The organism is Nocardia pseudovaccinii NBRC 100343 (assembly GCF_001613225.1).
GTDB lineage: Bacteria > Actinomycetota > Actinomycetes > Mycobacteriales > Mycobacteriaceae > Nocardia > Nocardia pseudovaccinii.
On sequence record NZ_BDBY01000103.1, the window covers coordinates 45,861 to 59,690 of the forward strand.

At 65.2% G+C, this 13,830-nt stretch carries 13 protein-coding genes; 5 read left to right on the forward strand and 8 right to left on the reverse strand.

Annotated elements, in window-relative coordinates; translation table 11 throughout:
* Window positions 1-55: 55 nt before the first annotated feature.
* Entirely contained in the window at window positions 56-2,140 is a 2,085-nt protein-coding gene (gene pabB, locus NP3_RS11870) for an aminodeoxychorismate synthase component I (protein WP_063040617.1), read from the forward strand.
* Window positions 2,141-2,146: 6 nt separating this feature from the next.
* Here the strand turns inward: pabB and NP3_RS11875 are convergent, their stop codons facing one another.
* Window positions 2,147-2,638 carry a hypothetical protein gene (locus NP3_RS11875; RefSeq protein WP_063040619.1) on the reverse strand — a complete coding sequence of 164 codons (492 nt, stop codon included), beginning with the start codon at window positions 2,636-2,638 and terminating at the stop codon, window positions 2,147-2,149.
* A 269-nt stretch (window positions 2,639-2,907) separates the two neighbouring features.
* Between NP3_RS11875 and NP3_RS11880 the strand changes: the two genes are divergently transcribed.
* Together NP3_RS11880 and NP3_RS11885 are read left to right on the forward strand one after the other, a co-directional pair.
* The gene (locus NP3_RS11880) at window positions 2,908-4,848 is read left to right on the forward strand and encodes a TerD family protein (RefSeq protein ID WP_084508491.1); all 1,941 of its coding nucleotides are present in this window, start codon (window positions 2,908-2,910) and stop codon (window positions 4,846-4,848) included.
* Between the two features lie 130 nt (window positions 4,849-4,978).
* Entirely contained in the window at window positions 4,979-5,743 is a 765-nt protein-coding gene (locus tag NP3_RS11885; RefSeq protein WP_063040621.1) for an SDR family oxidoreductase, read from the forward strand.
* Here the strand turns inward: NP3_RS11885 and NP3_RS11890 are convergent.
* On the reverse strand, window positions 5,733-6,458 hold the full coding sequence (locus tag NP3_RS11890) for a TetR/AcrR family transcriptional regulator (RefSeq protein WP_063040623.1): 726 nt from the start codon (window positions 6,456-6,458) through the stop codon (window positions 5,733-5,735). The genes NP3_RS11885 and NP3_RS11890 overlap by 11 nt on opposite strands.
* An 8-nt stretch (window positions 6,459-6,466) precedes the next feature.
* On the reverse strand, window positions 6,467-7,696 hold the full coding sequence (locus NP3_RS11895) for a cytochrome P450 (protein ID WP_063040728.1): 1,230 nt from the start codon (window positions 7,694-7,696) through the stop codon (window positions 6,467-6,469).
* A 315-nt stretch (window positions 7,697-8,011) separates the two neighbouring features.
* Here NP3_RS11895 and NP3_RS11900 point away from each other — a divergent pair, with 315 nt between their 5' ends.
* Window positions 8,012-8,455 (forward strand): group II truncated hemoglobin, encoded by a 444-nt coding sequence (locus tag NP3_RS11900; RefSeq protein WP_063040625.1) that lies wholly within the window; start codon window positions 8,012-8,014, stop codon window positions 8,453-8,455.
* A 7-nt stretch (window positions 8,456-8,462) separates the two neighbouring features.
* Here the strand turns inward: NP3_RS11900 and NP3_RS11905 are convergent, their stop codons facing one another.
* The 3 genes from NP3_RS11905 to NP3_RS11915 form a co-directional block, all read right to left on the reverse strand.
* Complete coding sequence (locus NP3_RS11905) at window positions 8,463-9,182, reverse strand: serine hydrolase (RefSeq protein WP_063040627.1); 720 nt, start codon at window positions 9,180-9,182, stop codon at window positions 8,463-8,465.
* A 155-nt stretch (window positions 9,183-9,337) separates the two neighbouring features.
* Window positions 9,338-10,738: a DUF1254 domain-containing protein gene (locus NP3_RS11910; RefSeq protein ID WP_063040629.1), complete on the reverse strand. Its 1,401-nt coding sequence runs from the start codon at window positions 10,736-10,738 to the stop codon at window positions 9,338-9,340.
* Between the two features lie 114 nt (window positions 10,739-10,852).
* Window positions 10,853-11,149 carry a hypothetical protein gene (locus NP3_RS11915; RefSeq protein ID WP_063040631.1) on the reverse strand — a complete coding sequence of 99 codons (297 nt, stop codon included), beginning with the start codon at window positions 11,147-11,149 and terminating at the stop codon, window positions 10,853-10,855.
* Between the two features lie 157 nt (window positions 11,150-11,306).
* On the opposite strand from NP3_RS11915, the gene NP3_RS11920 reads away from it, so the two are divergent.
* Complete coding sequence (locus tag NP3_RS11920) at window positions 11,307-11,582, forward strand: hypothetical protein (RefSeq protein ID WP_040688132.1); 276 nt, start codon at window positions 11,307-11,309, stop codon at window positions 11,580-11,582.
* A 31-nt stretch (window positions 11,583-11,613) separates the two neighbouring features.
* On the opposite strand, the gene NP3_RS11925 is transcribed toward NP3_RS11920, so the two are convergent.
* Complete coding sequence (locus tag NP3_RS11925; protein ID WP_157124265.1) at window positions 11,614-12,861, reverse strand: vWA domain-containing protein; 1,248 nt, start codon at window positions 12,859-12,861, stop codon at window positions 11,614-11,616.
* 46 nt (window positions 12,862-12,907) lie between these two features.
* On the reverse strand, window positions 12,908-13,801 hold the full coding sequence (locus NP3_RS11930) for a DUF5995 family protein (RefSeq protein ID WP_174566201.1): 894 nt from the start codon (window positions 13,799-13,801) through the stop codon (window positions 12,908-12,910).
* Between the last annotated feature and the right edge of the window lie 29 nt (window positions 13,802-13,830).

The following is a 13,830-nucleotide window of genomic DNA, read 5'->3' on the forward strand; positions in this document are numbered from 1 at the left end:
GAAGGCGCATGACCATAGTTTGCCACGACCGGTGCGGCGTAGGGTTCGGAGCACGATGCGCACGCTCTTGATCGACAATTACGACTCGTTCACCTACAACCTCTATCAGCTGATCAGCGAGGTGAACGGGGAAGAACCCACGGTCGTGCGCAATGACGAGGTCGTCGATATCGCGGGCCTGCGGCTGGAGCGCTTCGACAATGTCGTCATCTCCCCCGGCCCGGGTCGCCCGGATGTCGGCCGGGATATCGGCATCTCGGCCGCGGTGATCCGCGAGACCGAGCTGCCGCTGCTCGGCGTCTGTCTCGGACATCAGGCCATCGTCGTCGCGGCGGGCGGCATCGTCACGACCGCGCCTACCGCGCGGCACGGCTATCTCGATCACATCGAGCACGACGGCGACGAACTGTTCGCCGGGCTGCCCGAGGGGTTCACCGCGGTGCGCTACCACTCGCTGTGCGCACTGCGGCCGTTGCCGGACCGCCTCGAGATCACCGCCGTCGCCGCCGACGGGGTGATCATGGGTGTGCGGCACCGGAGCAGACCGCAGTGGGGGGTGCAGTTCCATCCCGAGTCGATTGCCAGCGAGTACGGTGCGGCATTGCTCGGAAATTTCGCGAAACTTACCGCGGGCCAGCGTATTCGGTCGAGCATCGTCGCACCGTTCGAGAATGCGGAGCCGCTGATGGGCAGACACGAGTTCCGCGAATCCCGACGCTCCTGGCAGCTGCGGCATGCGGTGATCGAGCGGGCGATCGATACCGAGGCCGCGTTCCTCCGGCTCTACGGCAACTCCCCCACCGCATTCTGGCTCGACAGCGAACATGTCGAACCCGGACTGGATCGGTTCTCCTTCCTCGGTGATGCGAGCGGACCACTGGCCGAGGTGATCCGCTACCGGGTCGGCGAGAACACGGTGACGGTCGAATCCTCGGACGGGAATCGGCGGACCGTGCCCGGCGGAATCCTCGACTATCTCGCCGGGCAGCTACACCTGAGACATACCGAACTACCCGATCTGCCTTTCGATTTCGCGTGTGGTTACGTCGGATACCTGGGCTATGAGGTGAAGGCCGATTGCGGCGCGAATGCCGCGCATCGCGCCTCGACTCCGGACGCGCAGTGGATCTTCGCCGATCGAATCGTGGTCGTGGACCATGTCGGCGGGCACACCCATCTGCTCGCACTCACCGATCCCACGCCGGAAGCCCTACGGGCGGGCGCGGATTGGTTGCGCGATACCCGCGAGATCCTGGAATCCCTACCGACGTGGGCGAATCCGCCGACACTCGAGGTGCGCTCGGATACCGCCGCCGTCGCACCGCTGTTCACCCGCGGGCGCGAGCGGTATCTCGCCGATATCGCCGTCTGCCAGGAGCGGCTGCACGCGGGTGAGTCCTACGAAATCTGCCTGACCGACACCGCATCCATGGCGGCCGCCGAAGCGGACGGACTCGACTTCTACCGCACGCTGCGCCGCTGCAATCCCGCACCATACGCGGCGTATCTGCGCTTCGACGATCTCGAAATCGCCTGCTCCTCACCGGAACGCTTCCTCAAGGTGGACCGCGCCCGCACCGTGGAGAGCAAGCCGATCAAGGGCACCGCGCCGCGCGGGACGACGGCCGCCGAGGACGAGCGGCTGCGGCGCGAACTGGCCGACAGTCCGAAAACCAGGGCCGAAAACCTGATGATCGTCGACCTGTTGCGCAATGACCTGGGCCGGGTCTGCCAGGTCGGCAGTGTGCACGTGCCGAAATTGATGGCCACCGAGACGTATACGACCATGCACCAACTGGTTTCCACCGTGCGCGGCACGTTGCGGCCGAATGTCGACGTGATCGATTGTCTGCGTGCGTGTTTCCCGGGCGGATCGATGACCGGGGCGCCCAAGTTGCGGACCATGGAGATCATCGACGAGCTGGAAACCGAAGCGCGCGGTATCTATTCGGGCACCATCGGTTTCCTCGGCCTGGGAGGCACCGCCGACCTCAATATCGTCATCCGCACCGCGGTCCGCCACGACGGCCACTGGCGCATCGGCGCGGGCGGCGCCATCGTCTTGGATTCGGACCCCGAGGACGAATACCACGAAACCCTGCTCAAGGCCGCCGCCACCCACCGCGCCGGTCCCCGCTGAGCCCGGTCATTTGCGGCGGCGAGTGCGCTTCGGGGGTTCGGGAGGCGCGGGAGGTTCGGCGGGTTTGCCGGTGAAGCGACCGAGCAGGGAGACGCCCGGGAGTTTGGCGATGGCGGTGAAGAGGTCTTCGCCGAGGCCGATCATCGCCTCCAGACGGGGCAGCAAGCGGTCGTAGGCGGCAAAGGCCGGGTCGGCCAGCGCCAGGGTGCGGTCCAGACGATCGATGGTGGAGTTGAGCCGGTCGATGGCCATCGAGAGGCTCGCGATCAGATCCGGGAGCTGAGCCGCCAGCTGCGCCGAGGCCGGTGGCAGGCGCACTGCCGCATCGAAGGCCTGACCAGCCGTAAGTTGTGCGGCATCCAATACTTGACTCGCCGCCGACTGCGCCGCCTCCACCGCCGATTGCGCGGCCGCCAGCACATCGCCGGGACTCGGCACCCGCCCGCCCGGCGCCTTCGGAGTCGCGCCCTTCCGGCTCGCACCCTTCGGGGTAGTCATCCTTCCACTCTGCCGCACCCACACGCCTTCTGAACGGATATCTCGAACCGACCGGTTTGTGTCGCAGCCAACCCACGGCAACAAACTGCGCGTCATGTGGCACCCGTTATTGCGGTCACGCATTTCCAAGAGCATGACCCGACTCCATCGTCGTGCTCGGGCCGCCCGATGTGAGCGTGGCCGCGCCGGAGTACCTACTCGCTCGCATCGCCGAAGGTATGGACCGCCGAAGTCGGCGTGTCGGTGCTTCGTGGCATAGTTCGAGCACGATGAAACTCAGTAAAGGGGCCAATGCGGCGGTGCCGACTTCCCTTCTTGCCGTGGTTGTTTCATGGCGGTCGGGGCATGCGGTGGATGCGCACGCGCTGTTGCTGGCGGAGGCGGGGACGGTGCGCACCGATCGGGATCTGGTGTTCTTCAATGCACCCCGACATATGTCGCAGGCGGTGACACTCGATCAGGAACCCGCACCGGGGACGGCGCGCCTGAGCGTGTCGCTACCGCGCACCGAATCGGATGTGGCGCGGATCGTGGTCGCCGGATCGATCGACGACGGCACCTTCGGCGATATCGCGGATCTGACCCTCACCATCGAGGCCGCACACGGACCCATCGCCCGGTTCGAGATCACCGATCCCGATGCGGTATCCGCAATGATGTTCGGCGAGTTCTACCGCCGCGAGGGCCAGTGGCGCTTCCGCGCGATCGGCCAAGGTTGGGACAGTGGGCTGCCCGGTCTCGTCACCGAATTCGGCGTCACCATCGACGGCCCAGCCGAGCCGACACCCGCCCGCTCGGGCGCGGTGCACGCGAATCAGATACCCACTGTTCCAGTGCAGCAACGTGTCTCGACTGGTCGCGCGCTGGCCGGATCACCCGGTCCTCAGCAGCTCGACACCGCGTCCGGGGAGCAGGACGGCACATACCCAGACCCCGCTGGGCAGCGTGATCGGCCCGATGAAGCACCGGCCCGACGGACGCACACCGCACACCGTGGAGATCACCACACCGCCGCGACCGGCCCCTCGGACCGAGCCGACCATCGCACCGACTCGGCCGACGACCGGCCTGCCCGGCCGCGACCGGGCAGGCCGGTCGACCTTCAGCGCCAGCGGCACGAGGTCGAGCCGTCGATACCAGCACCTCCGAATCCCGAACGCGCGGACTGGCATTCGGATCCCGAGAATCCTGCGCGGCTGCGATGGTGGGATGGGGCCGAATGGACCACTGCCACATACGAACTGCGCCAGCCTGGCCCACGCAGCTGTGAGCGGTGCGGAAATCCCCGGCGCCGCAAGCTGTTCGGTGGGCTCGCGCCGTGCCAGAGCTGCGAGCAGGAAATCGAGGAATTCCTGACGCACTGGCATACCCAGGCCTGGCGGGCGCTGACCGCGGCCGGACCGCGCGGTGCGGAGTGGGATGCGCTGTGGGCGTCGTTGCGGTATCAGCGAATCGATGCGGGCCTTGGCCGGGCGGCACTGCGGGATGTGGCGCTCACCTATGTCGAGCGACTGGTCGCCTTCGCATTCGCGGATGGCGAGATCGAGCAGACCGAGTTCGAGGCGTTCGAGTACGCGATCGAAGGGCTGGCGCTCGGCGGACCGCTGGTCGAGGATCTGCGCAGGCGGATGTACCGCGGGCGCACCCTGTCGCGGTTGCGCGGCGGGGATCTGCCGGTAGTGCGAACGCCCGGCCTGCATCTGGATCCGGAGGAGAAGGTGCATGTGGATCTGCCCGCCGTGCACGTCCGCCTGCTCGCCAAGGGCCCGAAGCTCACACCTGGCAGGCTGATCGCCAGCAATAAGAAGCTGCGGTTCGTCGGTGCCGATACCGGCACCGAATTGCCGTGGAACCGGGTGGTTTCGGTGCACGTCGAGCAGCGTTCGGTGGTTGTCGCGGCGACCTCGTCCCGCGGCGGCGCCATCTTCGATGTCGACGATCCGGATTACGTGGCGGCCGCGCTGGAGGGTGCGCTGCGGGTCGCCAAACGCTTGGTGCTCACGCCCGGCCAGCGCGACACACGCAGCATCCCGCAGGAGGTCAAGGCCGAGGTGTGGCAACGTGACGGCGGTAAATGCGTCGAATGCGGTGACGGCCACTACCTCGAATTCGATCACATCATCCCGCTCAGCCGTGGTGGCGCGACGAGTGCGACCAATCTGCAGATCCTCTGCCGCGCCTGCAACCGCGCCAAGGGTGCGCGGATCTGATGCGGATACCGCAGGCGATCACACACCGGAACACCGATGTGGCGAACAATGCATATGCGATGAAGCACGTTGAGTGGTCCGCCGTGTCACCGTAGCGTCCAATACCGAACAGAGCCGTTTGGGAGGATCAATGCAGGTAGCGGTAATCGGCGGAACCGGGGTACTGGGGGCCGCGGTAGTACGAGAGCTGAGCGCACGCGGACATCGGGTCCGCGTGGTGAGCCGAACCGCTCCGGCGGATCGAACTCTGGAGCACCGGTCCGCGGATCTCGCCACCGGCTCCGGCCTGGAATCCGCACTGGACGGCTGCGACACCGTGGTCGACGCGGTGAGCGCCCGCAGCCGGACGCGATCGGTCATGGTGGACGGCGTGCGCCGACTACTTGCGGCCGAAAAGCAGGCGGGTATCGGCCATCATGTCGAAATCTCCATCGTCGGTTGCGATCTCGTCTCCTTCGGCTATTACAACGCGAAGGTGGACCAGGAACAGGTGGTCACCACCGGTGAAATCCCCTGGACACTGTTGCGCGCCAGCCAATTCCACGAACTCGTCACCGATATCCTGGCCCTGTCGGCGCGCTGGCGGCTCGCACCGCGCTCGACGGCGAAGATACAGCCGATCGACGTCGACGCAGTCGCGACAAGGCTCGCCGACGCGGTGGACAACGGCCCGGCCGGGCGCATCCCGGATATCGCCGGACCCACCGTGCACACCCTCACCGAACTCACCGATATCTACCGCGAACACATCGGCCGCAAGCTGCTCCCGCTTCCCGTGCCCATCCCGGGCCGTGCCGGACGTGCCCTACGGTCGGGCGCTCTCTGCCTGCACGGAAACGGCGACGCGATCGGCATCGGCTACGCCGAATGGCTGTCTCACCGAATCACTCACTGATCAACCCGGCCGTGCGCCCCAGATCGGCCAGCATCGCATCGAACAGGATCTCCGGATTCGACAGCGGGATCGGATAATTCCCGAACACCTCGAGCGTGACGTGCCCGTAGAGCCGGGCCCAGATCTGGATCATCAGATACGTCACGCCGAGGTCGAGTTTTTCGGCGGGAAATTTCTGTCCGGACTCCGAAAGCGCTGCCAGCAGCTCGGTTTGGAACAGTACGAGGTCATCGCGCAGCTCCGCCGGAATCACATCGGTCGGCGGCGTCACGACATCGTAGGTGGCCAGCAGTCGCCCGGCCGCGGCGAGGAAGATCCGGCCGAACGGTTCGTCGAACCGGCGCAGCATGCGCGCGCGCCCCGCACCAGGCGAGGCGAACACCAGGGTGAATTCTCTGGTGTGCGCCAGCGCCCAGCGCCGAAACCCCTTGCAGATGGCGAAGAACTGCACCGCGCCGTCATCGGGCAGCGTCGCGATCTGCTCGGACAACTCGGCGGCGAGGTCCGCACAGAACTCCAGGCGCAGACTCTCGAGCAGATCCTCGCGCGAGTTGTAATACCGGTACAGGGCGGGCGCGGTAATGCCGAGTTCGCGCGCGATCGCCCGCAGGGTGACCGCATCGGGACCGTGCTCGACCAGCAGTGCGCGGGCCACCCGGCGGATATCCGCGTCCGAAACCACCGGTGCCCGCCCCCGCGGCTTGGCGCTGTTCATAAAAGAATTCAAGCGTATTCGACTTCCCAGCGCTTGATGCCGTTCAACCAACCCGAGCGCAACCGCACCGGATCGGAGACCTGACGCAGGTTCGGCATCACATCGGCAATGGCGTTGAACATCAAATCGATCTGCAGCCGGGCCAGGTTGGCGCCGACGCAGTAGTGCGTGCCGGTGCCGCCGAAGCCGACGTGCGGGTTGGGGTTGCGCAGCACATCGAAGGTGAACGGTTTCTCGAATCCGTCCTCGTCGAAATTGGCCGAGCTGTAGAACAGCCCCAGGCGCTGTCCCTTCTTGATCTCCTGGCCGCCGACCTCGGTGTCCTGGGTGGCGGTGCGCTGGAAAGCGGTCACCGGGGTGGCCCAGCGCACGATCTCATCGGGCGCGGTGCGCGGGCGCTGCTGCTTGTAGAGCTCCCACTGCTCCGGGTTGTCCACGAAGGCCTTCATGCCGTGGGTGATCGAGTTACGAGTGGTCTCGTTGCCCGCGACCGACAGCAGGATCACGAAAAACGCGAATTCGTCCGAGCCCAGGTTCTCGCCGTTGATATCGGCATTGATCAGCTGGGTGACGATATCGTCGGCCGGACATTTGCGCCGCTCCTCGGCCATATTCCAGGCATAGCCCATGACCTCGGCGGTGGCGGTGTGGTGATTGCCGTCGAACTCCGGATCGTCGTAGGAGATCATCTGGTTGGTCCAGTCGAACAGCTTCTTGCGGTCGTCCTGCGGCACTCCGAGTAGTTCGGCGATGGCCTGCAGCGGCAGTTCGCAGGCGACCTGTTCGACGAAGTCGCCGCGACCGGTCTGCTTGGCCTCGTGCACAATTCGAGCCGCACGCTCGGTGAGCGCCGCGCGCAGGCTCTCCACCGCGCGTGGGGTGAAACCCCTGGAGATGATGCGGCGGGTCTTGGTGTGCTGCGGCGGATCCTGATTCAACATCAGCATATTGCCGAGCATGTCGATCTGCTCGCGGGTGGTTTCCTCGTTGAACCGGATGATCGCGGTGTTCTCGTGCGAGGAGAACACCTCCGGATTCTTCGAGATCTCCTTGATGTGGTCGAGCTTGGAGATGACCCAGTAACCACCGTCATCGAAGCCGCTGGCCCGCCCGGTCTGCGCGCACCACCAGACCGGGGCGGTCCGGCGCAGCTCGGCGAATTCCTGGATGGGCAGGCGGGTGGACAGCAGATCTGGGTCGGTGAAGTCGAATCCCGCGGGAATCGACGGCGTGGTCACGGTCACGGCTATCTCCTACCGGTCTGACTTGGGCTGCAGACCTCACGACACAGGGGGATGGCAGCCGGCGGAGCCGGCGGGGCGGGTAAGAACTGTGTGGACACGTTCCGAAGCCGATAAAACCACACAACGAGGATTTTGTGAATAGTGTTTAGTAAACCCCGTTAACTTCAGCGGTGATAGCCATCCGATCGCCTGAATTCAATAGATACTGGCTATAAATAGTGAGCTTGATCGCTTAAGGAGAAACAGCCCACGCGACCGAGCGGACAAGCCTGTAATGGGACGCAACAGGTCACCGTTCGGAGGTCCCCCATGCCCAGCCTGTACGAGCACGCCGGTGGCGACGAGGCATTGCATCGCGTCGAAGAAGCCTTCTACGACAAGGTGCTCGCCGATCCGGTACTGAAAACCCAGTTCACCGAACGCCACCCGACGCACGTCGACCATCTCACCTGGTTCACCGCCGAATCCTTCGGCGGCCCGGACCGTTTCACCCGCAACCTCGGCTTCGACTACATCATCGCCGTGCACCGCGGCCTCGAAATCACCGATGAACAGCGTGCGCGCTTCGCCCAGCTGTATCTGGAGGCGTTCGAGGAAGCCGGGCTGTTCGACGATCCCGCCTTCCGCGAAGCGGTGCGCGAACATGCCGAATTCGGCGCCCAAGTGGCACAACAGAATTCGCATGCGCAGACCGACGACGAACTGCACCCGATCCGCGAGGTGCCGCACTGGACCTGGGACGGCGACGACTGACCGCCGCCTATCCCGTCACGCGCGCGACCAAAGCGAGTAGCAAGAACGGCACGGTGGCGCTGACATCGGCCGTCTGATCCTCGGGTGTGCCGCGGGTATGTGCCGCGACCGCGAAAGTCTCGCCGAACGATGCCGAGGCCACCTCCAGCGGCCCGCTGTCGGACCAGCCCCACTTGCTGCCCTGGACGCCGGGCAGCCGCGCGGTCCCCCAATCCTGTGCGGTGCCGTCGGCCGCCTGGTCGCCCGCCGCGGCCATCCAGCCGAAGATCGGCGACCAGGGTTCGGTGCGCTTCTTGGTCGCCAGGAAGGTGGCCACATCCGCGGTGCTGGTGTACGACATGCCCCAGGCCGGGCCCGATTTGGTAGCGGTCAGGCCGTACTCCGCGGCGATGGCGTCGATCGCCTGCGGATACTTCGCGCCGAGTTCGTCGGCCGCGGAATCGTCGGAATAGCGGATCATCCGCTCCGCCAACACCAGATCCGTCGCCGACCCGTCGCCGCGATGCAGCGCGTAGTCGACCATATAGAGCTTGACCAGTGACAATCCGGTGCGCATCTCGTGTTCGTTGCTGGTGCCCCACTGGACGCCGGGCAGCACCGAACGGAAGGAGAACGCGGTTCGCGACGGAACCCCGTCCTCATCACCCACCTCGGCGGCGGCAACGGGCGCGGCGAATACCAGCATCGCTGCGGCAGCGACCGAGATCGGGAAAGCCAAGCGGCCCATAGTTTCTCGCTCCTATCGCACGACAGTCAGGACGGGCGGGCACCCGGCGCAGGCCGGAGTCTCTTTCTTCGCTTCATCGGCCGCTGCGGTCAGATCGTCGTCGGAAAGGCTGGCGACGCTGCCGTCGAGGCGAGCGAGACGTTCATACATCTCCTTCATCCGACTCGGTTCAGACTCGGCGGTTGCCAGTGACCATCGAGCGCCCGCTGCTCGGGCACATACAGGCGAAGCGCGAGCCGGAAGGTGCCGGTTTCCGGTATCGGCAACCAATTGCCGTCTGGCACAGCACTTCCCGGGTCCGCCGCCTGGATGGCGAGTTCCAGCGAGCCGTCCGGCAGCGGTATGACCGGACGCTGATGACCGACCGAGAAGATGCCCGCCGGGTTGGGCACCAGAAAGCGCTCCGCGGTATAGGCGGTCAGCGACCAGAAGGCCCGCGCGGGCGGCGTCTGGCCCGCGGGGAAATGCAGCCGGTACGAGCGCGGCGCGCCCTGCTCCCCCGCATTCGCGCTGATCTCCGGATAGACGGTGTCCTCCGGCAGATTCGCACCGAGTGCGGTCCACGCGGTCGAGGCGCGCAGCGAGTAATCGGTGCCGTAGGTGCCGAGATTCGTCGCGAAACCCCAGCCGTTCTCCCGTCTGGCTTTGGGATTGGCGTAGTCCGGGATGCGCATCTGGCCCGCCGCCACCGCGGCGTCGAGGTCGGCGACCGGCGCACCGTCGACCGTGCCGCCCGGCCGGATGCCGATCTTCGAAAACCGCTCCAGCGCGGGGGCATCGTCGCGGGCGGGCGGGTTGGTGAGCATAAGTGTGCATAGCCGGTCGAAGAAGGTGCGCCCGTCCATCCGCGCAACCTGCTGTGGAGGTGCGATCGGGGCGGCCATAACGGGATTGATCACCGGGTTCGGCCGTTCACCGCGCAACCAGGCGCTCAGCGGTGCGAGCAGCACCTGCTGCTGCACGCTCTCGGCGGCGGCGAAATCGGCCTGGCCGCGCAGCTCGATGCGACCGATCAACCAAGCGGTCGCGGTGGGCATCGCCAATCTGGTCAGGTTATCCGGCAACGCACCAGACCAATTGGGGCCGGTGATCACGTAGCCGTACGGCGGCTCCTGACCGGCGCGCACCTGTGGTGCGACACTGCTGGGATTGTGGGTGGTATTGGTCCAGGCGTCCATGATCTGCATGAGCCAGTACCGGTCGCCGTCCGTCGGCGGAACCTGCAGCACCACCGGTTCGGCACCCACGTCGAGCCAGGCGGTGGCATAAAGGGTGTCGATATTCGGCATCACCACCGTGTTCATCGCGGGATTTACCGGACTGACGGCCCAGATCTGATTGGCGGGTACGGCAGCGGTATTCGACTGCAGCGTGACATCCATCAGCACCAGCGGATATCCGTAGATATAGGCGTCGGTCGCGATCGAACGCGGATCGCTCGGCGGCACGCTGCCGGAACTCGCCACATTATCGGAATTCGTCGATTTGCCGCACGCGACCAGGCCCGCGCCCGTAACGGCACCGGCCAGCAGCATGGATCGCCGCGACATACTCATGCCTTCTCCCTACTTTCCCGATCAGGTCGGACAACTTCGAGAGAGATCAGCCGGAGTATAGCCACATATTTGCCGTAATTCGGGCAAGCGGCGACGTGGCCGGGTTTTCGTCGGTCAGCCGGTGCCGAGAATCGAATTCATAATCGTGCCCGCACTGGTGGCGACGACACCGCCGATCATGGCTCCCGCCACCATCTTCGGCGATTGCATCGCACCGCCGCTCCATTTCTCCCAGGCGAACCGGCCGCCCGCATAGATGATGCTGATTATCCCGGACAGCAGGGCAAACCAGGTCAGATAGCGCACCATCTGCAGCAGCTTGTCCGATAGCGGCGGAGCTTGCGGCGTCGGATTCTGGATCTGCGCCAACGTCGCACAGGCATCGCCGATCGACATCAGATAGATGTTCATCGTCTACTCCTCGACTATCACGCCCTTTCCATGATCCGCACAACGAGTGGTCTCGCAAGCGCGCAGGCATCGTGACTGCGCGGTCGCCGAGAAACCGATACCATCTCTCGGAGAGCGCGTTAACCCCCTGTCCCGCATCCAGAATGAGCAACACGAGATGATCCTGGCCGCCGTTTACGACACTTGGGCACAGATCGGCAATCCCACTCCCGAGGCCCCTCCGGTGTCCGACAAGATTCTTCAACTGGTCCGCTATTTCACCTGGTTCGTGCTGCTCGCCGGCATAGTCGCCATCATCTACGCAGGTGGCCGCTTCGCCTGGGAGAAGTGGAGCGGCGGCGGTCTGGAATCCCCGAAGATGGTGGCCGGAGCCATGATCGGCGGTGTGGTTGCCACCAGTGCGGGCACCATCATGAACGCCGTCATCGGCTGAGTCCGCGACTTCGACTGCGGACCGGCACGATTCAGCGCAGAATGCCCGCCTGCCCGGCCGCGCGCAGCCAGTCCGGGAATTCACCCAGCAACCGGGCATACAGCTGCGCGTCGTCCACCTGGTCGATGTCGTCGAGGGCGAAGAAGCCCGCGTTGTCCACGACCCGGTCCGACATTTCGTCGAGGGTGCGCAGCAAGCCGTAGTTGGCCCTGCCGAGGCCGACGAACTGCCAGAAGGCGGGCAGTCGGGACGCGTCGCGCATGAGTGCGGCGATCTCGCGCTTCTTCGCGAAGCCGCCGTCAGTGAAGAACAGCACCAGGGTCGGCGCATCGCCTGGCCGCAGCGAGGCGATGATGTCGCGCATGATCGGCAGTTCGTCGTTGCGACCGCCGATCCTGGCGTAGTCGATGCCCTGGTGAGTGCCGGTGAGGTGTAAGAAGGTCTGGGCCCATGCCTCGCCGTGCTCGACGGTGATATCGGGCAGTTTCGCGAAGGACAGCGCGTAGAGGTAGGCCTCCAGGGCGCCGTCCTCGTCGAGCTGGGTCGCCACCGGGATCATCCGCTGCACAACGCGGTGCACGACCTGTTTGCTGTATTGCCTGCTCATGCTGAGGGTTTTGTCGATGACCAGGATGACGCGGGCGCGAATTCCGAAGGCGTTCTTGTTGATCAGGACCTTGGCGACTTCGCGTTTGCGCAGGTCGAGTCTGGCGCGCTTCTCGAAGGAGAGTGCGGCTTCGCCGGGGACTGTCCGGACCTCGGGGGTGGCGGGAGGAGTGACGGGCGCGGGCTCGTCGTCGACGCTCACGCCGTGATCGGTGACCAGCGCGGCGAATCCGCCCGCATACCCCTGTCCGACCGCGCGAACCTTCCACTCGGAGTTACGCCGATACAATTCCAGTGCGATGACGATCGACTCGCTGTCGAGTCCATCGATTACATACTCGTAGAGCGCATTTCCGGATCCATCGGCAACGGTCGCAACCGGTGGTGCGAATTGCCCGAAAGTTGCCCCGGATTCGTCCAAAGTGATGACCACACGTATTTGGGCGATATCGGCGGGCACGTGGGCCGCGGAAACGAGCAGCGTTCCCGACCGCAACTCGACGCCGGGTGCCTGCGGCTGATTGAAGAAGACGAAATCGGCGTCGGTGCGAACGCGGCCCGCTTCGGTCACCAATAATGCCGAGACATCGGCCGGGGCGATGGATCGCACCGCGACAACGACATTCGACGCCGCGAGCGGACCGTTCTGTCCCTTGACGAGTGATATGCCCACCGCGAACTCCTTGCCGTACCCGATCGAACCGTACCGACTAGGCGTCTCACAGACCCCTGAGCAGTGTCAACACATCCAGTGCCGTTTCGACGGAATCGCCGAGCAGCCGGATCTCCGCCGCGGTCGCGTTGTGCAGTCCGGGATCCTCCAGCGCCAGGCCATTGCCGTAGATCACCACGTTGTATCCGAGATCGGCGGCCCGCAGCAGCGGACCGGTCGCCACGCCCGCACCGAGCAACAGGTCCAGACCCTCACCGACGAAATAGAACCGCCACAACGGACCGAGATCGCCGTTGTAGATCTCCTTGGTCCGATCGATGATCACCTGACCGGAGGCCGCGATCGCGTCGACGATCTTGAAATAGTCGGGCGCGTTCTCCGGCTTACTCGCGACCGTCGCTACGGAATACGCGAGATCCACGCTCAAATGCGCGTTGTAGCCCGCCATGGCGACACGGGCGGGCGATACCTCACACCGGCGAGCGAGCTCGAAATACCGCGCCCACTGCGGCTCGACCGGCGCACCGGTGAAGGCCGCGTGCACATTGACCAGGAACCGCCGCAGCAATTCCAAGCTGATCGCATGTGCGTACTCCGGATCCAGGAAAGCACCCGGATCGCGCTGCAATGGCATCACCGCCGACTGCTCCACACCGTCGAGCCCGAGCGGAAACAGCCCGCGTCGATCACGATGCGCGACCAGGATTTCGGTGATCTCCCGGTGGCGCGCTACCGCGGTCTCCAAGCGCTGCAACGCATTTCCGATCAATGTACTGGTATCGGAGAGTTGAGCGATGGTATCGAGTTCGTCCGCCGACAGCGGTGTGCCACAGAACGCCGGAGCAACCGGCTCCGCGATGACCATCGGCGTCAGCCCGACTGCCATCGTGAATATCGCGGTGATCAGTCCGAGGACGGCCGTCCGCAAAGAAGCTCGCACCGCCGAAGTCTAAGGGCCATTCAGGTTTC